Origin of the sequence: Rhizobium sp. C1, from assembly GCF_021026335.1 — a bacterium.
Taxonomy (GTDB): Bacteria; Pseudomonadota; Alphaproteobacteria; order Rhizobiales; family Rhizobiaceae; genus Ensifer_A.
Genome location: NZ_JAJNCY010000003.1, coordinates 1 through 24,384, shown reverse-complemented (window position 1 = coordinate 24,384; position 24,384 = coordinate 1). Strand labels below are relative to the sequence as shown.

The following is a 24,384-nucleotide window of genomic DNA, read 5'->3' as shown; positions in this document are numbered from 1 at the left end:
CTACCCATCTGGTCAGCTTCACGACCCGCCCATCCCGCCGCATAGTTCCCCCACAAAAAGAGGGGTAATACATGCTGTCCGGTTCCCGCACCGTCGATCCCGTCACACAGGAGATCATCGAAGGCAAGCTGATGGCGACCGTCGATGAGATGGGTCTTGTCATGGCGCGCACCAGCATGAGCCCGGTCATCTATGAAATCCTCGATTTCGCCTGCGGCCTGCTGACCGCCGATGGCGAGCTGGTCGCGCAGATGAACGGCATCACGCTGTTTACCGGCACATTCGGCTTTCAGGTCCGCTCGCTGATCGACCGCTTCGGCCCGCGTCTCGTCGATGGCGACATTCTTCTTTCCAACGATCCTTACGCCGGCGGCACCCATTCCTGCGACTTCGCCATTGTCAAACCGCTCTTCGTCGACGGGCAGATCATCGCCTATGCGATCAATGTCGCGCATTATCTCGATGTCGGCGGCTCCGTTCCCGGCAGTCTTGCGCCGGACGCGACCTCCGTCTTCCAGGAAGGCCTGCGGCTTGCCGGCGTCCGCGTCGTGCGCGCCGGCGTCTTTGACGACGATATCCTGCATGTCGTCGCCGAAAATGTCCGCATGCCGGACATCGCGCTTGGCGATCTCAATGCGCAGATCGCCACCGTGCGCGTGGCCGACCGGCGCGTCGGCGAGCTCGCCGCTAAATACGGAGCCGAGACCGTTCTCGCCGCCTTCGAGAACCTCCTCGACGCCAGCGAAGCGCAGGCGCGCGCGGCGATCTCCGCACTGCCCGACGGTCGCTACGAGGCGGCGGACATCATCGACGGCGACGGCGTGAATGACGAACCGATCGCAATTGAGGTCACAGTCACCATCGAGGGCGACCGGATGATCGCCGATTTTACGGGCTGCCCGCCCGCCGTGTCCGGCCCGATCAACTGCGCGCGAGGCGCGCTGCAATCGGCCGTCAAGACCATCGTGAAAGCCCTTGTCGGTCCACAGGCCCCTTCCAATGAAGGCTGGTTCCGGCCGCTGACCGTCATCTGTCCGCCCGGCACGATCTTCACCGCAGAAAAGCCCTCGCCGACCGGCTGGTATTACGAAGGCTCGGTGCATGCCTCCGAACTCATGTGGAAGGCGCTGGCGCCGCTGAAGCCGGAGCGCTTTTCCGCCGGCTCCTATTCCAGCCTCTGCGTGGTCTATATCGCCGGCAAGGATGCCCATGGCGAACCCTTCATCCATATCGAGCCGCAGCATGGCGGCTGGGGCGCGACGCCCACGCAGGATGGTGCTGGCGCGATCATCGCGCTCACGGACGGTGACACCTACAATTATTCCATTGAGGTGATCGAGGCGCGCTTCCCGCTGCGGGTCCGCCGCTATGGTTTCAATGTCGAGGGCGGAGTGGGGGCCGGCCGCCGGCGCGGCGGCTACGGCGTGGTGCGCGAATATGAAATCCTCGGTCACGAAACGACCGCCTATGGCAGTTTCGGCCGCACCCGCATCGCCCCCTGGGGCATGGATGGCGGCAGCGAAGGCACGGTCAACGCGCTGGAAATTGCGCGTACCGGAGGCAGCGTCGAGCGCCATGGCCGCGTCGCCCATCTCGATCTCAACTCGGGCGATGTCGTGCGGATCGTCAGCGGCGGCGGCGGCGGCTGGGGCGAACCCGGTTCACGCGAACCGGCGCTGATTGCCGAGGACATTCGCAACGGCTTCCTGACGGAAGCCCGCGCCAAGGAAATTTATGGCAAGACAGGAGACGCCGCATGATCAGGCTCGCAACCGATGTCGGCGGCACCTTTACCGATCTCGTCGGCTATGACGAACGCAACGGCGCGCTCTTCACAGCCAAGAGCCTGACCACGGTTCATGACCAGTCGGAAGGCGTACTCAACGCGATTGCGGCCTCGGAAGCCGCCGATGGTCTCGTCACCCGCAACGTCACCTTCTTCGCCCATGGTGGCACGACCGTCATCAACGCGATCACCGAGCGCAAGGGCGTACGCACGGCGCTCATCACCACCGCCGGCTTCCGCGACGTGCTGGAAATTGGCCGCGGCAACCGGCCGGACCTCTACAATCTGCAATTCCACAGCCCCGAGCCCTTCGTGCCGCGCCGGCTGCGTTTCGAGGTGCGAGAGCGGATGAATGCGGCAGGCGAGATCGCAACCCCGTTCCATGAAGAGGATCTCCGCCCCATCGTCGCGGCCTGCAAGGCCGAGAAGATCGAGGCCGTGGCCATTCTCTTCCTGCATGCCTACGCCAATCCGGAACATGAAGAGCGCTGCGCGCGGCTGATTGCCGAAGCACTCCCCGAGGCGACAGTCTGCGCCAGCCACGAAGTGTCGCGGCAATGGCGCGAATACGAGCGTTCGAACACGGTCGTGCTCAATGCCTATGTACAACCGATCATCCGCCGCTATTTCGAGCGGCTGGAAGCGGCACTGATGCGGCGCGACCTGACCTGCCCCTATTATGCGATGCAGTCGAACGGCGGCATCTCGACCTTCGATCAGGCGACCGCCAGTCCGCTGACGTTGGTCGAATCCGGCCCTGCCGGCGGCGTGGCGGGGGCTGCGCGCATCGGCCAGGCACTGGGCGAGAGCGAGGTCCTGCATCTCGATGTCGGCGGCACGACGGCGAAGTGCTCACTGATCCATGATGGCCGGCCAACCCTGAATGTCGAATACAAGCTCGAACATTCGCGCATCGCGCCCGGCTATCCGGTGCAAGTGCCGGTGGTTGACATCGTGGAGATCGGCTCCGGCGGCGGCTCGATTGCCTGGCTCGACGAGCGCGGCGCGCTGCGCGTCGGTCCGCAAAGCGCCGGCTCCACGCCCGGCCCCGCCTGCTACGGCCGGGGCGGCACGGAACCGACGATCACCGATGCGCTGCTGGCGCTCGGCATTTTCGATTCGGGGAGCTTTGCCGGCGGCTCCATGCAGCTCGACAAGGACAAGGCAGCTGCCGCGATCCGCACGGTGGGCGACAGGCTCGGCATGACGGTCGAGGATGCAGCATTGGCCATCGTCGAAATCGCCCATGCCAGCATGATCAACGCGCTGAAACTCGTGACCGTGCAGCGCGGTCACGATCCCCGAGATGCTGTCTTCGTCATCAGCGGCGGCGCGGGCCCGGCGCTCGCCGCCCGGCTTGGCCGCGAGCTATCGGTCAAGGCGACCGTCGTTCCGCCGCATTCCGGCATTTTCTCTGCCTGGGGCATGCTGGCCGCCGAGCCGCGGGCCGATTTCCGAGCGACCTGGTTTGCCGCCCTTTCTGACCCCGCTCTGCCCGAGGCGCTGCGCCGGTTCGCCGCCCTGGAGCGCCAGGCGGTCACCTATTTCGGCAAGGGCGAGGATGCGCCGATCCGCCTGATCCACCGGCTCGAAGCGCGCTATCGCGGGCAGGAACATGGGGTCGTGGCCGATTTCGAGGCGGGCGATACGGTCGAGACTTTCTCGGCACGGTTCCATGCGGCGCACGAAAAAGCCTACACCTTCCGTCTGCCGTCAGCGGCCATCGAGATCACGACGCTGCATCTGGAAGCCGTTCTCGACGGCCCGGTCATCACGCTGCCGGCGCTTGCTCGTGAAGGTCGTTCGCTTGCAACGGCGCTCAAGGGGAGCCGCAGCGTCTATTTCGGTGCGCAGATCGGCTGGCGCGAATGCCCGGTCTACGAGCGCGACCTGCTGCCGCTCGAAGACGAAATCGCCGGCCCCGCGCTGGTCGAAGAGCCGACGACAACGAGCCTCATCCAGATCGGCCAGAGCATGCGCGTCACGGCGGAAGGCATCATGGTGCTGCGCGACCTGGGCACCACCTCCGGACAGGAGGGCCGCTGACATGGCGATCGCCATCGACATCAGGGGCGTCACACGCATGTTCGGCCCGGTTGCGGGCCTTGGCGGCATCGACCTTTCCATCGGTGCCGGCGAATTCTTCACGCTGCTCGGCTCGTCCGGCTGCGGGAAGAGCACGCTCCTGAAGCTCATCGGCGGCTTCGACCGGCCCACCTCCGGCGACATCGCCTTTGACGGAAGGAGCGTGCTCGACATTCCGGCGAACCGGCGCCCGGTCAACACGGTCTTCCAGAATCTCGCCCTCTTCCCGCACATGACGGTGGCCGAAAATATCGGCTACGGGCTGAAACTGCGTGGCCTGAAAGGGCCGGCGCTTGCGAAAAAGGTCGATGACGCGCTGGAACTGGTTGAACTTGGCGGCTTCGGCCCGCGGCAGATCGGCATGATGTCCGGCGGCCAGCGCCAGCGCGTGGCGCTCGCCCGCGCACTGGTCATGGAGCCGGGCATCCTGCTTCTCGACGAGCCCTTGACCGGCCTTGACGAGCGGCTGCGCCAGCAGATGCGCGACGAATTCGGCCGCCTGCACAAGCGCACCGGCGCGACCTTCATTCTCGTCACCCACAATCAGGACGAGGCGCTGAGCCTTTCCGACCGCATGGCCGTGATGCATCGCGGGCGGATCGAACAGGTCGATGCGCCTGCCCGATTCTTCGAGCGGCCCGCCAATGCCTTCGTCGCCCGCTTCGTCGGGATAGAGACGCTGCTGAAGCCGGAGCGCATCGAGACCGCCGCCGGCGGAGCCTTTGCCTTCGCGCTCGTGGCCGGACAGGCCGTTCCGCTGAGCGGCGCCGTCACCGGCAACACGCGCGATCTGGTTGTGGCCGTCCGGCCTGACAGACTGGGCATCGTCAACTGCGCCGCACCGGGCGCGCTGTCGCTGACGCTTCGAGGTGCGACCTTCCGGGGGCTGTCCACCGATCTGCGCCTCGCCTTTGCCGACGGACAGGAGGTCTCTCTCGCGGTCTCCAGCGACAACCCGGCCGCCCGCCTTCAACCGGGCAGCGCGGTGACGCTCGCCATGTCGGAAGGGGCGGCCATTGCAATTCCAAACTCGGGAATGCCGTCCGCGACGTGAAACCGCGGCGGATAAAAAGGGGAATGAAAAAAATGAAACGACAGCACATATTCAGCCCGCTTTCCAGCAATGCAAGCCGCCGCGACATGCTCAAGCTCATGGGGCTTGGCGGGGCAGCACTTGCCGCCGGCAGTCTCGGCCTGGGAGGCCGAGCGCTTGCCGATGACAGGACGGTCGCCTTCTGGGCGACGGCGACGCTCGACATCGGCGACAAGTGGCAGGAATTTGCCAAGCAAACCGGCATCGCGCCACAATTCACCGACAACGGCAACGATATCGGCCCGGTCCTTGCCCGTCTTGCCGCAGGCAACGCCAACGATCTCTTCGATGTCGGCGGCTTTCAGGGCGGCGCGGAAAAGGAACTGGCCAAGCAGGGCCATATCGTTGCCTGGGACGTCTCCAAGATCCCGAACTATGCCAGCGTCTGGCAGTGGGCCAAGGACATTCCCTATCTCAGGCTCGACGGCAAGCAGATCGGCATTCCGACGGTGGTCAACGCCGACTCCATCATCTACCGCCCCGACAAGCTCGGCAAGGTCGACAGCTATGGCGTGATCTTCGACAAAAAACTCAAAGGCCGCGTCGCGATGGAAGACGCCTGGATCAACAGCGCGATCTTCACCGCCATGTATCTGAAGGAATCCGAGAACAAGCCGATCAAGGATCCCGGCAACCTGTCGGAATCAGAACTCGGCCTCGTGATGGAATTCCTGATCAAGCACAAGAAGGATGGCCAGTTCCGTACGTTCTGGAACGGCTGGGAACAGGGGGTGCAGCTCGTTGCCAACGAGGAAGTCGACGCCATGACCGGCTGGGAGCCGATCGTCTATGAAGGCCGCAAGCGCGGGCTTCAGGTCGAATATGCCGCCCCTGTCGAAGGCTATGAAGGGTGGGGCAACAACACGGTCCTCCTCAAGGGCGCCGTGGATCGCGGCATGTCGGATGCGGCCCATGCCTTCGTCAACGGTCTTCTCGGCGGCTTCTATGGCTGCGAACTGGGCGCGACGCGCGGCTATATGGTGCCGACCGACAAGAATGTCGACTATGCCAAGGCGCATCCGGACGAATACAAGGCCGATGCCGCGGCAAAGCTCGCGGATCATGTGAAGGCGAAGTTCGCCGGCAAGGTCTATTGGCAGAACACGCGGCCGGACAATTTCCAGCTCTACGAAGAATGGTGGCAGAAGCTGCGCAACGCCTGATTGATCACAAGCGGGCGGCGGCCCTCGCCGCCCGCTGACCCGCCCTGCACCGGACGCCTGCCATGCCTTTCAGACGAACGCTCCTCATTGCTCCGCCGCTCGCCGTCGTCGTCGTCCTCGGCGTTGTGCCGCTGGCGCTTGTCGTCATCTGGAGCTTCTGGACCTGGGATCCGGCAACCTACTGGATCAAGCCGGAACTGAGCCTTGCCGGCTACGCGGCCATCATGGATGCAGGGCGCTGGACCGTGATTGTCTCGACGCTCGCCAAATCCTTCGGCGCGGCCATCCTCTGTTCGCTTCTCGCCTATCCGCTGGCCTACGCCGTTCACGTCATGTCGGGGCCGCGCGTGCAGATGCTGCTCCTGGCCCTCATGACAATTCCGTTCTTCACCTCCTACCTGATCCGTTCCTTTTCCTGGCGGCTGGTTCTGGGGCGCACGGGTGCGATCAACGAAATGCTGCAGGCGCTGCATATCACCAGCGCGCCACTCGACTGGCTGCTCTTCAGCAATTTCGCGGTCTTCATCGGCTTCATCGCCTCCTATCTGCCCTTCGCCGTCTTCCCGCTGCTTCTGTCGATGCGGCGCGTACCGCCGGAACTGATGGCGGCGGCGCGCGATCTCGGCGCCGGTTTCTGGCGCGCCTTGTTCACCATCCTCGTGCCGCTGACCTATGCGGGCCTTTTTGCCGGCTTCCTCTTCGTCTTCGTCATGGTGGCGGGCTCATCGACCGAGGTGCAGATGCTGGGCGGGGCAGGCGCCTCCATCGTCTCGGTGATGATCAACGACGTGATGCGGGTCGCCAATTACCCGCTCGCCTTCGCCATTTCGGTGGTCATGCTCGCGACGATCTTCGGCATGGTGCTGGTCGGCAACGGCTTCTTCAAGCTCTCGGGCCTCTTCGGTGAGGATGCGGAATGATGGTCAATGAAGGCGTGATCAACCGGCTGCTTCTCTGGACGCTGGCGATCCTCTCTCTGCTGGTGATCTATGCACCGCCGCTCTATCTGGTGGCGATCTCCTTCAACGCCTCATTACAGCCCGGCCTGCCGGGTCTGTCGGATTTGACGCTGCATTGGTATGCGACGCTGCCGAAGGAAACGGCGCTGATGAATGCGCTGTGGCAGTCGCTGTTCATCGCCTTCGTCACCGCGATCACGGCAACGCTTCTATCGCTCCTGGCGGCGCTCGCCTATTTCGAACTGAAATGGGGGCGAAGCCTTTGGTTCCTGGCCATGGTGCTGCCGATGTTCGTTCCGGGCGTCATCGAGGGGCTGGCGCTCTCGGCGATCTTCACCCATTCGGGCGTCAAGAGTTCGGCCGCAACGGTGATTGCCGGCCATCTGCTCTGGGCCATGCCCTTCGCCTTCATCGTCATCCTCACGAGTTTCGCTGCGGTGAAGCCGGCCTATCTCATGGCCGCCGACGATCTTGGCGCGAGCCGCTGGCGACAGTTCCACGACATAACCCTGCCGCTCATCCGGCCGGGTCTGACAAGCGGCTTCATCTTCGCCTTCCTGCTCTCGCTCAACGAATTCACCCGCGCCTTCTATCTGTCGGGGCGGCAAAACACCCTGCCCGTCGTCCTCTTCGGCAAGATGAATTCGGGCGCATCTCCGGTCATCTATGCCATCTCGGGCGCGATCCTCCTCCTGTCCATCCTCATCGTCGCCAGCGTCGTGCTAATTGCCGGCCGCGCCAGAAAAGCCCAATGAAAAACGCCGCCGGGCGAAGCTGGCGGCGCTTGCAGAAGGATAAGCTCGCTTGCGCTCAACGCACAGCGTAGCGCGCAATAGCAAGATCGGTCGCGTCGATCTCAGGCTTGCGGCCGGAGACGAGGTCGGCGATCACGCGGGCGGAGCCGGAGCTCATCGTCCAGCCGAGCGTTCCGTGGCCGGTATTGAGGAAGAGACCCTGTACCTTCGTCGGCCCGATGACCGGCGTACCGTCCGGCGTCATCGGGCGCAGGCCCGACCAGAAGGCGGCCTTGGAGACATCGCCGCCGGGGAAGAGATCGGTAACGGAATGTTCCAGCGTCAGCCGGCGCGGCTCACCGAGATCATTCGTATAGCCCGAGATTTCCGCCATGCCGCCGACGCGGATGCGATCGCCAAGGCGGGTGATCGCGATCTTGTAGGTCTCGTCCATCACGGTCGATTCCGGCGCGCGCGAGGGGTCGACGATCGGAATGGTCAGCGAATAGCCCTTGACCGGGTAGACCGGCAGGCTGATGCCATGCGGCCGGACCAGAAGCGGCGAGAAGCTTCCGAGCGCCACGACGACCGCATCGGCCTCGAGCCGGCCATGGGCCGTGACAACGCCGCGCACCTTGCCACCCTCCACGTCGATGCTGCGCACGATACTGCCATAGCGGAAGGTCACACCCATCCCGGCAGCCTTGAGGGCGAGCGCATTCGAAAACTTGAAGCAATCGCCCGTCTCGTCCTTCGGCGTCAGCAAGCCGCCGACAATCTTTTCGCGCACATGTTTCAGCGCCGGCTCGGCACGCACACAGCCTTCCGGATCAAGGACTTCGTAAGGGACGCCATCAGCGGCAAGCGCCTTGACGTCTTTGGCGGAGGCCTCGAGCTGCTTCTCGGTGCGGAACAGCTGCAGCGTGCCCTGCATCCGCTCGTCATAGGCGATGCCGGTCTCGGCGCGAAGCGCCGCGAGTGACACGCGGCTGTAATCGGCAAGCCGGAGCATCCGACTCTTGTTGATCGCATAACGGCCCGACGTGCAGTTGGACAGCATCTTGATCATCCAGGAGATCATTGCCGCGTCGATCTTGGGTCGCAGGATGAGCGGCGCGTGTTCCATGAACAGCCACTTCATCGCCTTCATCGGAATGCCGGGTGCGGCCCAGGGCGAGCAATAGCCGAAGGAGACCTCCCCGGCATTGGCATAGCTGGTTTCCAGCGCCGGACCGGGCTGACGGTCGACAACCGTCACCTCATGGCCAGCCTTGGCGAGTTCATAAGCCGAAGTCACGCCGACAATGCCGGCACCGAGAACGATCACTTTCATCTTGTTATCCCCTCTGGAAGGAAATGCGCTTTCATAATGTCAGAAGATTTTGGCGGCCCGGTTCGGGGGTGAACGGCGATGATCAGTCAAGAAGCGGGTAACTTCCGGAATTCGGTAGCGCATAATGCCACCATTCGAACGGGTTTATGACGAAGCCGGCAACGCTCATCAGCCCCGCCAGCAAGAGACGATTGCGCTGAGCTTCTTGCGCGATCCGTACAGCTCCGTGATGGGATTCCGGCAGTGCCGCATCGAAGTCGGTGCCCATATCCAGAACCCGGCCCTCGCGATCGACCAAGGTCAGATCGACGGCGATGCCTCGCGTGTGGTCCGAGCCGATCTTCGGGTCGGCCACGAATTCCGGATCGGGCCGAACGGCCCAAAGCATGTCCTGCACGGCGGCGGGACGGAAGGCGTCGAGGAGCCGCAGACGAAGCTCAGCGGACGCCGCGTGATCCGCTACACGATAAAGCGCCGCCGCCGCATCCCTGTGCAGCCAGACACGGGTGTCCGTGTAGAGAACCCGGCCGGTGAAATTGTTCTCCGTGGCATAGAGAAGATCGACATCGATATTCGGATGACTGACTTCGACAAGCACGCCGGATGCAGCGTCACGGAGCGCGGATGGGATTGCGGCTTGTTGCATCATGTTCACTTCAGGCTTCGCCATGGTCTTCACCGGAAGACATGGCAGCGTATGCTGTGTTCGGCATGGGCAGGCGCCGCGCCGATCATCTGGTTTGCGAGAAGAAAGGAACCCGTGCTCAGAAGCATGGCGCGATGCGTCATGTTGAAATTCTTCATATCTGTTCCCCTGCCTTTTCGGCTGTTGGTACGACCTGAGGATCGTTTACATGGCAATCTGTAAATTGATATCTTTATATCAGTCAATAAAATTAGATTGATTCATACCATATTTCTCCCAGACATCCCACGCCGATGCGCCGCAAGAGGCAATAACATATTGATCTGTCTTGCACCTCTCGGGCTGCCAAAATGTTACATCCAAAACAAGATCGTCTTGTGAGCAGGATCATAACATTGCTACTATCGGCTTGGACTCGGTGGGGGCCGGTCCTGTCACCTGCCTTGGCGCCAGCAATTTTTAAGGATGCACGACGTTATGACAGAGCTCGCTCAGGCAATCGCGTCGGCTGGAAAGTCGCTCACCAAACTCGAGCAGCGCCTCGCCAACTATATCCTGACGCGCCCGGAAGCCGTGGCCATCGAATCGAGCGCCGAGATCGCCAAGAAGCTGAATGTCAGCCCCATGACGGTGAGCCGCTTCTTCAAGAAGCTCGGCTATGAGAGTTCATCCGAAGCCAAAACACAGATCAAGGTCGATCTTTACGGCCCCGGCGCCAGCCGGATCGGCAACCGGTTCGACGATTTCAGTACGACACGCACAACGCGCGACTTCCGCAGCGATCAGCAGGTGGCGCTGGCGGGGATCAACCATGCGCTCAAGCATCGCGAAACCACACGCTGGAAAGAGGTTGTCCAGACGCTCGCCAATGCGGACGGCGTCTTCGCCGTCGGTTTCCAGACCATGCATTATCTGGCGGCGGGGCTTGCCATGCGACTTCGCTATGTACGCAATAATGTCGTGGCGCTGGACGGATCGGACGGCGTCTATGGCGAATTCTTTTCAAGCGATGCGGCCTCGAAAGCCCTTATCATCATCGACACGTTCCGCTATGGCGCAAACGGTCCGCGGCTGGCGAAGGCTGCACAAGAACGCGGGGCGGAGGTCATCGTCTTCTGCGACGAGTTCTGCGAATGGGCTGGCGAGATCACCGACAAGGTCATCATCTTCCCCAGCGAGTCTTATTACTTTCTCGGCATGCCTGTGGGTATCAATTTCGGTCTGAACATTCTCATTCAGGACGTCATCGCCGCCCTTGGCGACCGCGCCAAAGCGCATATCGACCGGGTGTCGGTCTCACAGGACCTGTTCAGCAACTTCATCGAGTAGGAGGAGCGAAGGTGCGATTTCCCGCCGATCGCCCCTGCCCCTGACCTCGAATTGACCTTTACCATCCGTAGCTGAAGGTCGCGCCGCTGCCGTTATCTCCGTCCTGGACAACATCGTCCTGAGTGCCGCGGCCATACTGGAAAATGCCATAGGCGTTATTGTTGCCGTTCTGCCGCAAGGTGGCGGAATGGCCGTTGCCCTGCTGCTGGATGAAGCCGAGATTGCCACGGCCTGCCTGGGCAAGACCGGCCGCATTGCCATTGCCCTGCTGCCGGATGTCGCCATCCTTGATGCCACGGAAGAGCGAATAGACCCGCAGGCCGGTCGAGAAGAGCGCTGCGTCGCGGGAATTGCCGGGCTCGATGTTGAACGAGATCCGACCGCCTGCATAGGCCGGAGCGGAAAAGGCGACGCTCCCGGCAAGAAGAGCGGCAGTCATAAGTTTCAGGGTGTTAAGGCTCATTTTGCTCTCCATATGGCTGCTGTGTTCAGCGATGATGTACCTTCGCATGCTGCTGCTGAACGCAGTTGGAATTGCGCGTTCAGACATCGTTCAGCTGGTGCGCGCCGAGCGACGGCAAAACGCAAAAGAGCGCCCCCGAGGGGACGCTCTCCAGAGAGATGCACGAAAGGAAGAGCGATCAGTCGCCCGGGATCTGCTTCATGCAGCTGAAGCTCTTGCCGCCGATCGTGACATCAAGTTTCGCCTTGTAGACGGCGCCCTGTGAGCCGAGCGAAACCGAACTCAGCGTGGCCGTCTGACCCGGCGCGGCATTGAAATCGCCGCCCTGATTGATCGTGGAGCTTCCGCCGCCGCCGGTCTTCCGGACCTGGAATGTGTAGGAACCGGCGACCGCCTTGTCAGCATGAAGGAGTGCATCGAGCTTGACCATGCCGGAGGACGTGGTTGCGCTGATCTCGCAAAGCTGCGTGCTGTCCGAGGGCTTTGCCGACGTCACGGTCGCAACCGCGCCAACCGGCAGAAGGATAAGGGCAAAGGCGGCCAGCGCAGGTCTGGACAGAAGGAAGTGGGACATGGATCTCTCTCTTTCTTGAGGTCTTCGCGGGAGAGCCTGAAGCGGCTTTCCATGCGGGCAGGACCGGAAACCGAAGGCGGAGGTGTTTCAGGACGTCAAAGACGATCTGAAACACCCGGGGGCATCGCGAGCTTTGCTGGCTCAGGGGCAGGCCTGGACGAAGGCAGCGACATTGCCGTTGCCGCCCTGGCTGACATTGGCTTCGCAGCCGTGTCCGACCTGTACGCCGGCCGCAATGTTGCCGTTGCCGTCCTGAGTCAGGATGGTCGTGTGATTGGAGCCGAACTGGCCGATGCCGGCTGTGTTGCGATTGCCGTTCTGATAGGTAGCGCCATAGTTGTCATGGCCTTCCTGCCCGATGGCCGACAGATTGTGGCGACCATACTGGCGGCCGACGAGCCGGTTGTAGTCACCGTTCTGGTAGGTTCTGATCCGGTTCCAATAGCCCTGCTGCGCGCCACCGGCCGAGTTGCCCCAGCCATACTGTTCGATGCGCACATCGTTGGCCATCGCCGGCGCTGCGACATTCATGCCAACGAGGGCAACGAGTGCGGTTGCAATGAGAGAGGTGCGGAACATGACGTTATCTCCTGAGGCGGTAAAGACCGCGGTTGAACGTCTCCCTTTTAGATCCTCCCGTTCGAACGGAAGCTGAAGGCCTCATTCAGCCACGGTTCATCGCAGACCGCCCAGCCAAACCTTGGATGAAGTCCGCATTACGATGCCGAACGAGGCCGTTATCCAAAGCCCTCGTCAGCGCGCGCCCGCATCATAAGACGCCGCAATCGTCGCCCCATGTCGACAAGCAATATACTGTTTGCGGTTGGCAGCGGTTTTCGTTACTCATCTCCTTGAAGATGCCGGAAAACAGAGGCCAAGACGTGGAAGAGACAGACAAGGTGACACACCGGCGGGGCTACGGCGTATCGACCGTCTATGAAACGCTTCGCAACGAAATCATCGAATTGAAACTCGCGCCGGGTAGCCCGATCGACGAACAGCAACTGTCGGACCGCTTCTCGCTGTCACGCACACCCATTCGGGAGGCGCTAGTGCGCCTGTCAGCCGACGGGCTGATCACGACCCTGACGAACCGCGCAACCATCGTCTCCAATATCGACTTTCTCGGGCTCTCTGAGTTCTTCGACGCGCTGACACTGATGTATCGCGTCACCACGCGGCTCGGCGCGCTGAACCGCACGCCCGATGATATTGGGAAAATCAGGGAGCTGCAGAAAGATTTCGCGCTGGCGGTCGCCGAACGTGACGTTCTCGCGATGATCTCCACCAATCGCGACTTTCATCTCGCCATCGCAACTGCCGGCAAGAACCGATACTATGTCGACCTCTTCACCCGTCTGCTCGACGAAGGCCGCCGCATTCTGCGGCTCTATTATTCCTCCTTCAACGACGTTCTGCCCCGGCAATATGTCGGAGAGCATGAGGATATCATCCAGGCCGTGATCAATCGCGATGCCGAAACGGCCGACCGGCTGGCGTCCGCGCATGCCGATCAGATCGTGCGTCAGATCCGGTCCTATATCGCAAGCGACGGTCGCCAGACGGCGGATCTCAAAATCTGAACCGCGCCCATGCGCATGAATGCGCGGCACTCGCCGATATGAAAAACTCGACCTTCTCTTATTGTATTTTATTTGTCGACAATTCCTTGCCGACCTGCTAGAGACATAAGCACACGCAAGGAACGCGCGGCCGAAGAGCGATCGGCCCGCTCAATCACATGGAGCCGACATGACCGCATCCGTATTCAAGGGCTGCATTCCCGCGCTGATGACGCCCTGCAATCCCGACCGTACGCCCAACTTCGACGCACTGGTACGCAAGGGCCGCGAATTGATCGACCTCGGCATGTCTGCTGTTGTCTATTGCGGGTCCATGGGCGACTGGCCGCTGCTGACGGATGCCGAGCGCCAGGAAGGCGTGAAGCGACTGGCCGAAGCCGGCATCCCGGTGGTCGTCGGCACGGGCGCAGTCAACACCAAAACGGCCGCGGCCCATGCGGCGCATGCCGCGGCGGTTGGCGCAGTCGGCCTGATGGTCATCCCCCGCGTCCTGTCGCGCGGCACCTCGGTCAGCGCGCAGAAGCATCACTTCTCGGCCGTTCTCGAGGCTGCGAACGGACTGCCCTCGGTCATCTACAACAGCCCCTATTACGGCTTCGCCACCCGCGCCGATCTCTTCTTCGAACTGCGCGCCCAGTATTCCAACCTCGTCGGCTTCAAGGAATTCGGCGGCAAGGCCGACATGACCTATGCAGCCGAGCACATCACCTCGGGCGATGACAGCCTGACGCTGATGGTCGGCGTCGACACCGGCGTCTATCACGGCTTCGTCAACTGCGGCGCAGGCGGCGCCATCACCGGCGTCGGCAACGCATTGCCGAAGGAAGTGCTGCATCTGATCGAGCTCTGCGAAAAGGCAGCGGCCGGGGATGCCACCGCACGTGCGGAAGCCCGAGAACTGGAAGAGGCGCTGATGGTGCTCTCCACCTACGACGAAGGCGCAGACCTCGTTCTGCACTACAAATATCTCATGGTGCTGAACGGCGAGCGCGAATACGAGCTCCACTTCAACGAGACCGACGAGCTGAGCGCCTCGCAGCAGCGGCAGATCGAGAACCAGTACAATCTGTTCAAGACCTGGTATCGCAACCGCTACGGCGCTTGAGCATCAGCCGACAAGGCGTGATCATGATCGGCGAGGCGCTCAATCGGGCCCCTCGCCTAAACCAGCTCCCAAATTTTCAATGCACGGACGGCACTCTCCCGCGCGCATGAGACAAAAAACCTTCCGCCCAAGGGGAAAGCCTGGAAACTCCAAAAGGCCTGCTTCCGGCGAGACGCTTTCCTTCTGTGCGCCAGACGAAATCCAGGCCGGCATTCCTTTATGAAAAAATACGCCAGGCGCCGAAGCTAAAGCTCCGAACGCCTTGGAGAAATATTGGTGCACATCGAAACAAACCACGACACATAAGGGTATTTTCATCTCATTAACGCTAACTTTTAAATATTGATTCAATTCTTATCGATTTCGCAAACGGACAAACCGGATACCCCCACCGACGCTTTCGTCGGGATGCGAAGATAGTCTTTCGTAACCATAGAAAACGTCGAAAGCCGGATCGATAAAATTCGATCGATTCCGGATGCGAAAAGTTTGGGCCAGCGGGATTTATTGCTCTCAAAGAAGAGGGCAAACCAATGTTCCGCACCATCGCAGTCATCGCATCCGCAGCCTTGTCACTGAGCTTCCTCACGAATGCCGCCGAGGCCGCGCAGCATCCTAGGGCGGCTTTCCAGCCCGCGGCCTTTGCCGCGACGACCGGCTCGACTTCGGTGCCGATCGGCTGGCATATCTTCTGCAAGGAACATCAGACGGAATGCCACGCGCCGACGCCCGGCATTCAGCAGATGACACTGACAAACGAGACGTGGAAAACGCTGCTCGAGATCGACCAGCTTGTGAACCAGAACATCGCCGGCATCTCGGATGAGGACCATTACCACATCAGCGCCAAGGGCATCGCCAACTGGTGGACCTATCCCGATGACGGCATGGGCAATTGCAACGATTACGCGATCCTGAAGAAGCGGCTTCTCGTCGAAGCCGGATGGCCGAGTTCGGCGCTGTTTCTGACCGTGGTGCTCGATCACCACAACGAGGGTCATCTGGTTCTGATGGCGCGCACGGACCGCGGCGACCTGATCCTGGACAACCTCGAGGACAAGATCCTGCTCTGGTATCAGACCGGCTACACCTATCTGAAGAGGCAGTCCGGCGACGATCCGGACACCTGGATCGCTTTCACCAACGACGTGAAGAACCTCGACAAGGTGGCCGCACTGTCCTCAGCTGCCACTCAGCAGCCGTAACGTTTCCAGTAAAGATCGACGAGCCCGCCACCGTCACGGTCCAGAATGGCGAAATTGCCGGGCACGACGACGAAGAAGCGTTCCGTTTTCAACGCGGTGCCCTGGTCGTTTTCCGACACCTGCCCGCAAGCGACGAAGCCCGGGAGATCGCCGCTTTGCTCGATTTTCTCGGCTTTGACCGCCGCGAACTCCGCTCCCAGCCGATGGGAAAGCGCGGTATCCACCCGCGCCGGCACATCTCTCTGCTCCGGCAGCGGCTCGCCAGGCGCCGCCGCCAAGATCAGAAAGGCGGGCGCAATCGTAAAAAGCTTCATCCTGTCTTCTCCGGCCATGGGACGCACGTGGCCTTTCAGTGACCGTGGCGGCGCGCCGCCAAGTCGGCATTAGCGATTATGCCGCGATCTCACCAACCGCGAAAGGGAGATTTGGTCCCGAAGCGGGAAAGCGGCAAGAAGCACCTCGACGCCCGGCGCGACCAAACGTCCGATAAACGTATCGGATCGCTACCGGCGTCACACGGCAGGAATTCCCAATCCCTGCAGGCGTCCTTAGAAAAGGGCATCCTCGAGCAGATCGTCGTCCGATGCGACGGGAGCCTCGTCCTGATCCTCGGTAACACCGAAAATGTCCGCGTGAATACTTCGCTCCGCCACCATCGTGTAGGTCTTGGCTATTCGTTCGCCAATGGCAACAAGGGCGGGCGTGGAGGCGTAATTCTGCGACCATTGCCCGCTGGCGGCGCTGGCCTCTTCGGTGCAGGCGGCCATGATCTCGCCGATACCGGCCTTGAAGTCGAGGCGGCTGATCGCTCTCGTCACGTTTGCAGCCATGTCCTGGGCGGTCATACGCAAAGCCTGCATGTTGTCTTCCATCGTCCGGGCAGCATCCGCAAGCATGGGCACGGCGGCATCCAGAAGCCCCTCAAGGTTCTCGGTCTCGCCGTCGGTTTGCGCTGCATCAGCCTTGCCCAGGCACGCTGCATGCTCCTGCAGTTTCTTCAGGGTCACGAGAATCTGCCCGGCGTCATCGTCCAGCACCGAGGCAAAGACGCGCAACTCACCGGTCACCACATTGATCGGCCGCCCCTCCTCGCCGAGCCGGCCACAGCGCAGCGTCGTATTGAGCGCCATATATTGGATGTCGCGGCGCACGAGCTGGATAGTCTCGACACTGGTCGTCAGTTCATCGACGAGAACGGCCGTGTTCTGGCTCAGTGCGGCAGCGACACCAGCGGCATGCGCGATGTTGGCAACCATGCCACGCGCCTTCACAAGGTCGTCATGCAGCACAGAGATCGGATTGCCGCGTTCCGGCTGCTGCTGGGACAGGATCATGGTCTCGTAGACCTTCATCAGCGCAGCGACATCGCCGCCAAGGCTGTGAATGGTATCCACCACGCGGCCTGAATCCCGGTGGAAATCGCTGGTTGTCTCGGCCAGCAGCTCCGCTACAAGTCGCGTGATCGTCGCGGTAATCAGATCGCGCTCGTCAGCCGAAATCGCCGCTGCACCCTCACCCTCGAGATACTGCCTGGCGATATCGAAAGCCGACTGGCAGTGCTCGATGCGCTGCCGGGTAATGTCGCCGATCTGCATCGCGGACAGGACCTGCCCGACCTTGGCTTGCGCCTTGCGGGCCAGCTCGGAAACCTTCAGCGCCATGGCCGACAGCGACTGCTTCTGCGCGTCGATTTCCTCACCGTTCTTCAACAGGCGCGCCACGATCTGCGGAAGATCGTCAAGATAGTTCTCGAGCGGCCCTCCGCTCCTCAGGTCCGCGCCATCAATCTGCGACGCCAGCGCGTCTACACGCTCCGAGAGAGACTTGACCTCCTGCGTGGCGAAGTGGATGCGTTCCATGATTTCGGATACGAAATCCGAGAAGTCCGCAACATTCGCGCCGGCGATCTTGGCCGTCATCGCGAATGTCCGCAAGTAGCGCAGCGCCTCGTTCATGGAATCGATATTGCGAGTGAACTGACCACTGATCTGCTTGACGGCGACCAGACTTTGCTGACGCAGCGCATGGTTTTCAGGCACGGCCTTCAAAAGTTCGGCAGTCGTCAGCAGCTTGCGTTTGGCGTCCCTGGCCTCTTCTTCCTTCAAAGAGGCGCCAACCTGATCGAGAAGCTCCACGAGCTTCGAAAGTGTATCGAGAACGGTCACAAGGACCGAGCCGCCATCGAGGAAACGCTCTTCCAGTTGACCTCGCGCACTCTCAAGCCGCTCCAGAAGAGCGTCCGCAGAAAAGCGCTCTTCATCCTGCATAACGAAAGCGGTACCCCAGGTCATTCTGGCCTCATTTAGCTCTTGTTTCGTGGGACACTACAGTGAACCCCACAACATCGGGTTAACATCGCTCGCCCACGAGCCGCCTCAGAGGCACTGGTGTCTCAAACATCCCCAATTCTAGCGAGTACCAGCCCCAGCACGAGCCAAGTATGCACCGGGGCTTAATTTAAATAAATATAATATAAACCTTGAGCTCTTCTATTATGCCGAGTTTTACTCCGCCTAAAGGCTTGTAACGCGTGCTCAGCTGGCGGCGATCGCCCCCGAATAGCGATTTAAAGGGGATAGTTTCTAGTAGGTATACATTAAGGAGCTGTTAGGCATTTCATGGTCTCCTGTTAACCATCAGATTGGGCAAACTTGAAGCGAACTAGATTTCCAGGATGCGGGGGCAGACGGAAATTGAAAATGATCAAGAATAAACAAATCGGAAAGCACTTGCGCAAAATGAATATATTCTTGATCGACGACAGTATATCGATGATCTTCGCGTTCGAGCGCGCGATAAACTCTATTGCAGACTGCGAGATCCATTCTTTCCAGGAGCCCAGCAGAGCTCTTGAGAAGCTCCAAAACATGGCCCCTGATCTTGTGCTCGTCGACTACGAAATGCCCGGCATGAACGGCATCGACGTGATCAAGGCCATTCGCGCAAATCAGCCGACCGCATCGGTGCCGGTCATCATGATCACCTCAACGATCGACAAGCAGATCAAGCTCGCAGCGATCGAGGCCGGCGCCACGGAATTTCTGCATAAGCCTTTCGACGAAACGGAATTGCGCATCCGTGTTCAAAATCTGCTCAACATCCGCGCAGCCCAGCTCGCGCTGGCAGAGCAGGCTGCCGAGCTGCACAGGAAGTACGAAGATGCGATGGCCCGCATCAACCGTCGCGAAGAAGAGATCATCTGGCGCCTGTCCAAGGCCATCGGGATTCGTGACGGCGACACGGGGAGCCATATCGACCGGGTTTCCTACATCGCCGGGATGATCGCCGAGGAAGTCGGCCTCGAACCGGAAACCTGCCGGATGATCTTTCTGGCCAGCCCGCTGCACGATGTCGGCAAGCTCGGCGTCCCCGACAGCATTCTGCTGAAGCCCGGAAAGCTCTCGCCGGACGAATACCGGGCCATGCAGAGGCATACCGAGCTCGGCGCTCAGATTCTCAATGGCAGCACGAGCAAGCTGATCCAGATCGCCGAAACGATTGCTGCCAACCATCACGAGAAATGGGATGGCACCGGCTATCCCAAGGGACTCAAAGAGGACGACATCCCGATTGAGGCGCGCATCGTTGCGATCGCCGACGTGCTCGATGCGCTTTGCTCCGACCGTCCCTACAAGAGCGCCTGGCCGCTCGAAGCCGCCTTTGCGGAAATTCTCAACGCCAGCGGCAAGCATTTCGATCCCGTTTGCGTTGCCGCGTTTTGCCGTCGTTGGCCGGAAATCCGGCAGACATTCTCTTCATCTCAGGAAACGCCCGGCGATACCGCAGGCACGTTCAATGTTGGAAAAATAGCATGAAGACCGACATCGCAACCCTGTCCCTGAACGGACCCCTTACCATCAAGACCATCAGCAGCGCGCGGGACATCCTCCAGGCGTTCATCGGCGAGAAGGCGCAGCGCGGCAAGACGCTCGCCCTCGAGATCGACGACGCGCAGGACTGTGACCTGACGCTGGCACAGCTGATCATCTCCGCGCACAAGACCGTCGCGGCGCACGGCGCGAAGTTGAAGCTTATGAAACCTGCTGCCGGCAACTTTCTGGCAGTGATCGAGCGCGCGGGTCTTTTGACCGGCGACAAGAAACAGGACAGCTTCTGGCTGGAAGGAAAAGCAATATGAGCGCGAACATTTTGACCGTGGACGATTCCGCGAGCATCCGGCTCACCACGCGTCTTGCCCTGACAAGCGCCGGGTACAACGTGACCGAGGCCGTCGATGGCGCCGACGGGCTGGCGAAGATGCGGTCCGGCAGCTTTGATCTGATCGTGACCGACCTGAACATGCCCAACATGGACGGCCTGACGATGATCCGCAGCCTGCGCAAGCTGCCGGCCTATATGGGCACGCCGGTCATCTTCCTGACGACGGAATCCGATGGCGCGCTGAAGCAGCAGGCCAAGGACGCTGGCGCGACCGGCTGGCTGACGAAGCCGTTCGAACCCGACATGCTGGTCAAAATTACCAAGAAGGTTCTCGGCCGATGAATAATCAAGATCCGATTGCAGTCTTCAAGACCGAAGCGCTCGAGCAGCTTGAGCTGATCGAGGCCGGCCTTCTCGACCTGACCCGTGACCTGGAAGACAAGGCGCAGATCGATGCCGTCTTCCGTGGACTTCACACGCTGAAGGGCTCGGGCTCGATGTTCGGCTTTGACCAGCTGGCAGCCTTTACCCATCATTGCGAAACCGCCTTTGACCGTGTTCGCAAGGGCGAGGCACCCGCCACGACCGAACTCGTGAGCGCGGTTCTCGACGCCCAGGGTCACATGCTCGCCCTGCTGCAGACGCCGAACGGCGATCATGAAGCGATGAGCGCCAAGCTGCTCGACAATTTGCACCGCGCCGTGGGCGGCTCCGCCAAGGCAGCGGCCGCCGGTATTGCCGCAGCCGCACCGTCTGCAGCAGAACCCTCTGCACAGGATGCAGGCCTGACGACTTGGGAACTCACGTTCAATCTGCCGCTCAACGCGATGATCAACGGCACGAATCCCCTTGGTCTTCTCAATGAGCTTCGCGAGCTCGGCGAGGCGCGCGTGGAAGCGCTCACCGATGCTGTTCCGCTGCTGGAAGAAATCGATCCGCGCGAACTTCACCTGTCCTGGCGCGTCACGCTGAAGACCGACAAGCCGAAGAGCGATATCGAAGACGTCTTCATTTTCGTCATGGACGAAATGATGATGGATTTGAAGCAGATCGAGGCAGCACCGGTTGCCGTCAAGAAGGCCGCCGCGGCTCAGGCCGATCCGGCGGACGCTGCGAGGCAGGCCCCCAACAGCGCAGCGGATCCTGCAAAGGCGCAGCAGCCTGCCGATGCCAAGTCACAGAAGCAGGCTGATAACGTTCGCGTTCCCGCACTTCGTCTCGACGAGATGATGGACCGCGTCGGCGAACTCGTCATCGCCCAGTCGCGGCTCAGCCAGATGGCTAGCTCGGTGGCCGATCTCGGTCTTCGCTCGGTCTCGGAAGAGATCGAACGCCTGGCCGGCGAATTGCGCGACACGATGATGGTTCTGCGCATGATGCCGGTGGCCAGCCTCTTCAGCCGCTTCCGCCGATTGGTTCACGACCTCGCCCGCGAAACGGGCAAGGACATCGAGCTGATCACCGAAGGGGAAATGACGGAAGTCGACAAGACGGTCATCGACCGCCTCGCCGATCCTCTGGTCCACCTTGTGCGCAACTCCATCGACCATGGCCTGGAAACGCCGGAAGACCGCATCGCTGTCGGCAAGCCGCCGGTCGGCTGCGTCCATCTTTCCGCCCATCAGACCGGTAGCGAAGTCGTCATCACCATCAAGGATGACGGTCGCGGCATCGACCGTGCCCGCGTCCGCGCCAAGGCCGAGGCCAATGGCCTGATCCAGCCGGGCGCGCAGCTCAGCGACCAGGAACTGCTGCAACTGATCTTCCAGCCGGGCTTCTCCACCGCGGAAAAGGTCACGAACCTCTCCGGTCGCGGCGTCGGCATGGACGTCGTCAAGAAGACGATCGAGACCCTGCGCGGCGCCATCGACATCAAGACGACGCCCGGCGAAGGCTCGGAAATCGCACTGCGCATTCCGCTGACGCTTGCGATCATCGACGGTCTTCTCGTGCGCGTCGGCAGCGGGCGGTATGTCCTTCCCCTCTCCGCCGTCGAGGAATGCCTGGAACTGTCACTGGAAGAAGATCTCAAGTCACGCGGTCGCAGCTTCATCTCCCTGCGCGACGACCTCGTGCCGTTCCTCCGGCTGCGGGAACTCTTCCGCACCGGCACCCAGCCCGATCCGTTCCAGAAGGTCGTCGTTGTCTCGACGGGCTCCGAGCGTGTCGGCCTCGTGGTCGACCAGATCATCGGCGACCACCAGACGGTTATCAAGAACATGTCGAAACTTCACGATCACGTCTCCGCCTTTTCGGGCGCGACGATCCTTGGCGACGGCAATGTGGCTCTCATCCTTGATGTGGTCCATCTCATTGCCGCCGGCCAGCACCAGGAGGCGCAATTGCGGGCAGCAGGATGAGCGAAGCAACAATCAAAGCGGATCACCGCGCGATCTGGAAGGGCGCGGACGAAATCTCGGTTCTGACATTTTGCCTGAATGGTGAAACCTTCGCCATAGAAGCAGTCATCGTCCAGGAAATCCTGGATCTTCTTCCCGAGACCAGCGTCCCGGGAAGCCTTCCCTTCGTCGGCAGCGTCATCAATTTCCGTGGCAAGGTCATTCCGCTGGCCGACATTCGCGTCGCCTTCGGAATGGAAGCCGGCAATGTCACCATCGACAGCCGCATCATCGTGACCGAACTCGATCTCGAAGGCCAGACCACGCTGGTCGGCATGCGGACTGACAAGGTCTTCGAAGTCACCAGCCTCTCCGTATCTGCAAGCGAACCTCCGCCGATCGTCGGCATGCGCTGGCGGCCGGACTACATTCATGCCCTCGTCAAGCGCGAAGGCGAATTCATCATACTCCCGAACCTGCAGGCGATTTTCTCCTCCCAGAGAGAGCCTGCGGTCCGTGCCAGCGCCTGAGGGTCCGAAATGCGTTTTACCATTAAACTGAAGCTCGGCATCGTTTTCCTGCTCGTCATCGTTTTGACGAGCGTGATGTCATTTCTTTCGGTCACGAACCTGAGCAGCCTGAACACTGCGCTCAACGAACTGGTGGCGGGGCCGGCTACAAACGTCCGGAGTGCAGGACGTCTTGAGATTGCCATCCTCCAGGCACTCCGATTCAACAAAAACGCCCTTCTGACCAATGATCAGCAGATGACGAACGACTTCGTGGCAAAGGCTCGATTGTCGTTTCCGGAGATCGAAGCGGAACTCAAGACGCTCGCAGGCGTAAAAAATCCGGCGATCAAGGAAAAAGCAGCGCGTTTTGCCTCCGCGTATACAGGCTGGAAGACACAGATGGAGGAGATCAATGTGATCGCCCTCCGCAATACGCAAGCCGACAACGAACGCGCTGCAGCGCTTTCGATGGGTGACTTCGCAAAGCTGACGCAGCAGCTGATGGATATAGCTGAGGACATTAACAAAGCCAGCGACGACGAGATGAAAAAGACTTCGGCGGACACCGACGTTCTGTACGATAACTCTCGCATGACGCTGCTCACCATCGCCGGCGCTGTACTCGTCTTCTCCATCCTGGCAGCCCTCTGGATCTCCTTCACGATCAGCCGTGGCCTCAACAAGGCCAACCAGGCCGTACGCGACGTGGCTGAAGGCGATCTGACAAAGACCGCCGAAGTCTCCGGCAGCGACGAAATCGCCGAAATGCTTGGCCATGTGAACGTCATGATCGAGCGCCTGCGCGGCGTGGTTGGCGATGCGCTCTCCGCATCCGACAACGTCTCGTCCGGCAGCCAGCAGCTCTCTTCCGGTTCGGAACAGCTGTCGCAGGGCGCAACCGAGCAGGCTTCGTCTGCCGAAGAGGCTTCCGCCTCGATGGAAGAAATGGCCGCCAACATCAAGCAGAACGCTGACAACGCCGCCCAGACCGAAAAGATCGCCCGCCAGTCTTCGAAGGATGCAGAAGCCTCCGGCGAAGCCGTCAACAAGGCCGTCAGCGCCATGCGCACGATTGCCGAGAAGATCTCCATCGTTCAGGAAATCGCCCGCCAGACCGACCTGCTTGCCCTCAATGCGGCTGTGGAAGCAGCGCGCGCCGGTGAACATGGCCGTGGTTTCGCGGTCGTGGCGTCCGAAGTCCGCAAGCTCGCAGAGCGCAGCCAGCAGGCCGCTGCCGAAATCTCCGGCCTGTCCGGCGAAACGGTGAAGGTCGCAACCGAAGCCGGCGAGATGCTGTCGAAGCTGGTTCCGGAT

Annotated in this window: 23 protein-coding genes and 2 pseudogenes; 17 read left to right on the top strand and 8 right to left on the bottom strand. The window is 61.1% G+C overall.

The genetic code is table 11. The features are described from left to right. Positions 1-71: 71 nt before the first annotated feature. From LQK83_RS08425 to LQK83_RS08400, 6 genes are all read left to right on the top strand, one after another. Positions 72-1,760, top strand: coding sequence for a hydantoinase B/oxoprolinase family protein (locus tag LQK83_RS08425; RefSeq protein WP_230836959.1), 1,689 nt, complete (start codon positions 72-74; stop codon positions 1,758-1,760). Further along, positions 1,757-3,832 (top strand): hydantoinase/oxoprolinase family protein, encoded by a 2,076-nt coding sequence (locus LQK83_RS08420; RefSeq protein ID WP_230836958.1) that lies wholly within the window; start codon positions 1,757-1,759, stop codon positions 3,830-3,832. Before LQK83_RS08425 ends, LQK83_RS08420 begins: the two co-directional genes overlap by 4 nt. A 1-nt stretch (position 3,833) precedes the next feature. Next, entirely contained in the window at positions 3,834-4,925 is a 1,092-nt protein-coding gene (locus tag LQK83_RS08415) for an ABC transporter ATP-binding protein (protein WP_230836957.1), read from the top strand. 32 nt (positions 4,926-4,957) lie between these two features. Next, positions 4,958-6,127, top strand: coding sequence for an ABC transporter substrate-binding protein (locus LQK83_RS08410; RefSeq protein WP_230836956.1), 1,170 nt, complete (start codon positions 4,958-4,960; stop codon positions 6,125-6,127). Between the two features lie 62 nt (positions 6,128-6,189). Continuing rightward, positions 6,190-7,047 (top strand): ABC transporter permease, encoded by an 858-nt coding sequence (locus tag LQK83_RS08405; RefSeq protein WP_230836955.1) that lies wholly within the window; start codon positions 6,190-6,192, stop codon positions 7,045-7,047. Then, complete coding sequence (locus LQK83_RS08400) at positions 7,044-7,841, top strand: ABC transporter permease (RefSeq protein WP_230836954.1); 798 nt, start codon at positions 7,044-7,046, stop codon at positions 7,839-7,841. The genes LQK83_RS08405 and LQK83_RS08400 overlap by 4 nt, the downstream gene beginning before the upstream one ends. Positions 7,842-7,896: 55 nt before the next feature. Here the strand turns inward: LQK83_RS08400 and LQK83_RS08395 are convergent, their stop codons facing one another. The 3 genes from LQK83_RS08395 to LQK83_RS21630 form a co-directional block, all read right to left on the bottom strand. After that, the gene (locus tag LQK83_RS08395) at positions 7,897-9,153 is read right to left on the bottom strand and encodes a D-amino acid dehydrogenase (RefSeq protein ID WP_230836953.1); all 1,257 of its coding nucleotides are present in this window, start codon (positions 9,151-9,153) and stop codon (positions 7,897-7,899) included. Positions 9,154-9,235: 82 nt separating this feature from the next. After that, on the bottom strand, positions 9,236-9,823 hold the full coding sequence (gene ddpX / locus LQK83_RS08390; RefSeq protein ID WP_230836952.1) for a D-alanyl-D-alanine dipeptidase: 588 nt from the start codon (positions 9,821-9,823) through the stop codon (positions 9,236-9,238). Between the two features lie 5 nt (positions 9,824-9,828). Further along, complete coding sequence (locus LQK83_RS21630; protein WP_269065373.1) at positions 9,829-9,957, bottom strand: hypothetical protein; 129 nt, start codon at positions 9,955-9,957, stop codon at positions 9,829-9,831. 319 nt (positions 9,958-10,276) lie between these two features. Here LQK83_RS21630 and LQK83_RS08385 point away from each other — a divergent pair, with 319 nt between their 5' ends. Further along, positions 10,277-11,128, top strand: coding sequence for a MurR/RpiR family transcriptional regulator (locus LQK83_RS08385; protein WP_230836951.1), 852 nt, complete (start codon positions 10,277-10,279; stop codon positions 11,126-11,128). Between the two features lie 58 nt (positions 11,129-11,186). On the opposite strand, the gene LQK83_RS08380 is transcribed toward LQK83_RS08385, so the two are convergent. From LQK83_RS08380 to LQK83_RS08370, 3 genes are all read right to left on the bottom strand, one after another. Then, positions 11,187-11,591: a curlin gene (locus tag LQK83_RS08380; RefSeq protein ID WP_230836950.1), complete on the bottom strand. Its 405-nt coding sequence runs from the start codon at positions 11,589-11,591 to the stop codon at positions 11,187-11,189. A 178-nt stretch (positions 11,592-11,769) separates the two neighbouring features. After that, positions 11,770-12,165, bottom strand: coding sequence for a curli-like amyloid fiber formation chaperone CsgH (gene csgH / locus LQK83_RS08375; RefSeq protein ID WP_230836949.1), 396 nt, complete (start codon positions 12,163-12,165; stop codon positions 11,770-11,772). Between the two features lie 141 nt (positions 12,166-12,306). Continuing rightward, on the bottom strand, positions 12,307-12,744 hold the full coding sequence (locus tag LQK83_RS08370; protein ID WP_230836948.1) for a curlin: 438 nt from the start codon (positions 12,742-12,744) through the stop codon (positions 12,307-12,309). A 278-nt stretch (positions 12,745-13,022) separates the two neighbouring features. On the opposite strand from LQK83_RS08370, the gene LQK83_RS08365 reads away from it, so the two are divergent. The 3 genes from LQK83_RS08365 (at position 13,023) to LQK83_RS08355 (ending at position 16,058) form a co-directional block, all read left to right on the top strand. Continuing rightward, positions 13,023-13,748: a GntR family transcriptional regulator gene (locus LQK83_RS08365; protein WP_230836947.1), complete on the top strand. Its 726-nt coding sequence runs from the start codon at positions 13,023-13,025 to the stop codon at positions 13,746-13,748. Between the two features lie 169 nt (positions 13,749-13,917). Continuing rightward, a complete protein-coding gene (locus tag LQK83_RS08360; protein ID WP_230836946.1) occupies positions 13,918-14,853 on the top strand; it encodes a dihydrodipicolinate synthase family protein in 936 nt (311 codons plus the stop codon). Between the two features lie 533 nt (positions 14,854-15,386). Continuing rightward, a complete protein-coding gene (locus tag LQK83_RS08355; RefSeq protein WP_230836945.1) occupies positions 15,387-16,058 on the top strand; it encodes a transglutaminase-like cysteine peptidase in 672 nt (223 codons plus the stop codon). Here the strand turns inward: LQK83_RS08355 and LQK83_RS08350 are convergent. Beyond that, entirely contained in the window at positions 16,046-16,390 is a 345-nt protein-coding gene (locus LQK83_RS08350) for a hypothetical protein (RefSeq protein ID WP_230836944.1), read from the bottom strand. The genes LQK83_RS08355 and LQK83_RS08350 overlap by 13 nt on opposite strands. A 216-nt stretch (positions 16,391-16,606) precedes the next feature. Beyond that, positions 16,607-18,349 (bottom strand): hypothetical protein, encoded by a 1,743-nt coding sequence (locus LQK83_RS08345; RefSeq protein WP_230836943.1) that lies wholly within the window; start codon positions 18,347-18,349, stop codon positions 16,607-16,609. A 408-nt stretch (positions 18,350-18,757) separates the two neighbouring features. Between LQK83_RS08345 and LQK83_RS08340 the strand changes: the two genes are divergently transcribed. The 7 genes and pseudogenes from LQK83_RS08340 to LQK83_RS21830 form a co-directional block, all read left to right on the top strand. After that, positions 18,758-19,873 carry a response regulator gene (locus LQK83_RS08340; RefSeq protein ID WP_230837307.1) on the top strand — a complete coding sequence of 372 codons (1,116 nt, stop codon included), beginning with the start codon at positions 18,758-18,760 and terminating at the stop codon, positions 19,871-19,873. After that, positions 19,870-20,196, top strand: a complete 327-nt coding sequence (locus LQK83_RS08335; protein WP_230836942.1) for a hypothetical protein — start codon at positions 19,870-19,872, stop codon at positions 20,194-20,196. The genes LQK83_RS08340 and LQK83_RS08335 overlap by 4 nt, the downstream gene beginning before the upstream one ends. After that, entirely contained in the window at positions 20,193-20,561 is a 369-nt protein-coding gene (locus LQK83_RS08330; RefSeq protein WP_230836941.1) for a response regulator, read from the top strand. Before LQK83_RS08335 ends, LQK83_RS08330 begins: the two co-directional genes overlap by 4 nt. Continuing rightward, the gene (locus tag LQK83_RS08325; RefSeq protein ID WP_230836940.1) at positions 20,558-22,579 is read left to right on the top strand and encodes a chemotaxis protein CheA; all 2,022 of its coding nucleotides are present in this window, start codon (positions 20,558-20,560) and stop codon (positions 22,577-22,579) included. The genes LQK83_RS08330 and LQK83_RS08325 overlap by 4 nt, the downstream gene beginning before the upstream one ends. Continuing rightward, on the top strand, positions 22,576-23,088 hold the full coding sequence (locus LQK83_RS08320; RefSeq protein ID WP_230836939.1) for a chemotaxis protein CheW: 513 nt from the start codon (positions 22,576-22,578) through the stop codon (positions 23,086-23,088). Before LQK83_RS08325 ends, LQK83_RS08320 begins: the two co-directional genes overlap by 4 nt. A 9-nt stretch (positions 23,089-23,097) precedes the next feature. Then, positions 23,098-23,619: pseudogene (locus LQK83_RS21835) on the top strand (MCP four helix bundle domain-containing protein); the annotation flags it as partial. 87 nt (positions 23,620-23,706) lie between these two features. Next, a pseudogene (locus LQK83_RS21830) lies at positions 23,707-24,384 on the top strand (methyl-accepting chemotaxis protein); the annotation flags it as partial.

Coding starts and splice junctions, on each gene's coding strand:
- LQK83_RS08425 (WP_230836959.1), top strand. CDS start 72: ATGCTGTCCGGTTCCCGCACCGTCGATCCCGTCACACAGGAGATCATC.
- LQK83_RS08420 (WP_230836958.1), top strand. CDS start 1,757: ATGATCAGGCTCGCAACCGATGTCGGCGGCACCTTTACCGATCTCGTC.
- LQK83_RS08415 (WP_230836957.1), top strand. CDS start 3,834: ATGGCGATCGCCATCGACATCAGGGGCGTCACACGCATGTTCGGCCCG.
- LQK83_RS08410 (WP_230836956.1), top strand. CDS start 4,958: ATGAAACGACAGCACATATTCAGCCCGCTTTCCAGCAATGCAAGCCGC.
- LQK83_RS08405 (WP_230836955.1), top strand. CDS start 6,190: ATGCCTTTCAGACGAACGCTCCTCATTGCTCCGCCGCTCGCCGTCGTC.
- LQK83_RS08400 (WP_230836954.1), top strand. CDS start 7,044: ATGATGGTCAATGAAGGCGTGATCAACCGGCTGCTTCTCTGGACGCTG.
- LQK83_RS08395 (WP_230836953.1), bottom strand. CDS start 9,153: ATGAAAGTGATCGTTCTCGGTGCCGGCATTGTCGGCGTGACTTCGGCT.
- ddpX (WP_230836952.1), bottom strand. CDS start 9,823: ATGGCGAAGCCTGAAGTGAACATGATGCAACAAGCCGCAATCCCATCC.
- LQK83_RS21630 (WP_269065373.1), bottom strand. CDS start 9,957: ATGAAGAATTTCAACATGACGCATCGCGCCATGCTTCTGAGCACGGGT.
- LQK83_RS08385 (WP_230836951.1), top strand. CDS start 10,277: ATGACAGAGCTCGCTCAGGCAATCGCGTCGGCTGGAAAGTCGCTCACC.
- LQK83_RS08380 (WP_230836950.1), bottom strand. CDS start 11,591: ATGAGCCTTAACACCCTGAAACTTATGACTGCCGCTCTTCTTGCCGGG.
- csgH (WP_230836949.1), bottom strand. CDS start 12,165: ATGTCCCACTTCCTTCTGTCCAGACCTGCGCTGGCCGCCTTTGCCCTT.
- LQK83_RS08370 (WP_230836948.1), bottom strand. CDS start 12,744: ATGTTCCGCACCTCTCTCATTGCAACCGCACTCGTTGCCCTCGTTGGC.
- LQK83_RS08365 (WP_230836947.1), top strand. CDS start 13,023: ATGCCGGAAAACAGAGGCCAAGACGTGGAAGAGACAGACAAGGTGACA.
- LQK83_RS08360 (WP_230836946.1), top strand. CDS start 13,918: ATGACCGCATCCGTATTCAAGGGCTGCATTCCCGCGCTGATGACGCCC.
- LQK83_RS08355 (WP_230836945.1), top strand. CDS start 15,387: ATGTTCCGCACCATCGCAGTCATCGCATCCGCAGCCTTGTCACTGAGC.
- LQK83_RS08350 (WP_230836944.1), bottom strand. CDS start 16,390: ATGGCCGGAGAAGACAGGATGAAGCTTTTTACGATTGCGCCCGCCTTT.
- LQK83_RS08345 (WP_230836943.1), bottom strand. CDS start 18,349: ATGACCTGGGGTACCGCTTTCGTTATGCAGGATGAAGAGCGCTTTTCT.
- LQK83_RS08340 (WP_230837307.1), top strand. CDS start 18,758: ATGATCAAGAATAAACAAATCGGAAAGCACTTGCGCAAAATGAATATA.
- LQK83_RS08335 (WP_230836942.1), top strand. CDS start 19,870: ATGAAGACCGACATCGCAACCCTGTCCCTGAACGGACCCCTTACCATC.
- LQK83_RS08330 (WP_230836941.1), top strand. CDS start 20,193: ATGAGCGCGAACATTTTGACCGTGGACGATTCCGCGAGCATCCGGCTC.
- LQK83_RS08325 (WP_230836940.1), top strand. CDS start 20,558: ATGAATAATCAAGATCCGATTGCAGTCTTCAAGACCGAAGCGCTCGAG.
- LQK83_RS08320 (WP_230836939.1), top strand. CDS start 22,576: ATGAGCGAAGCAACAATCAAAGCGGATCACCGCGCGATCTGGAAGGGC.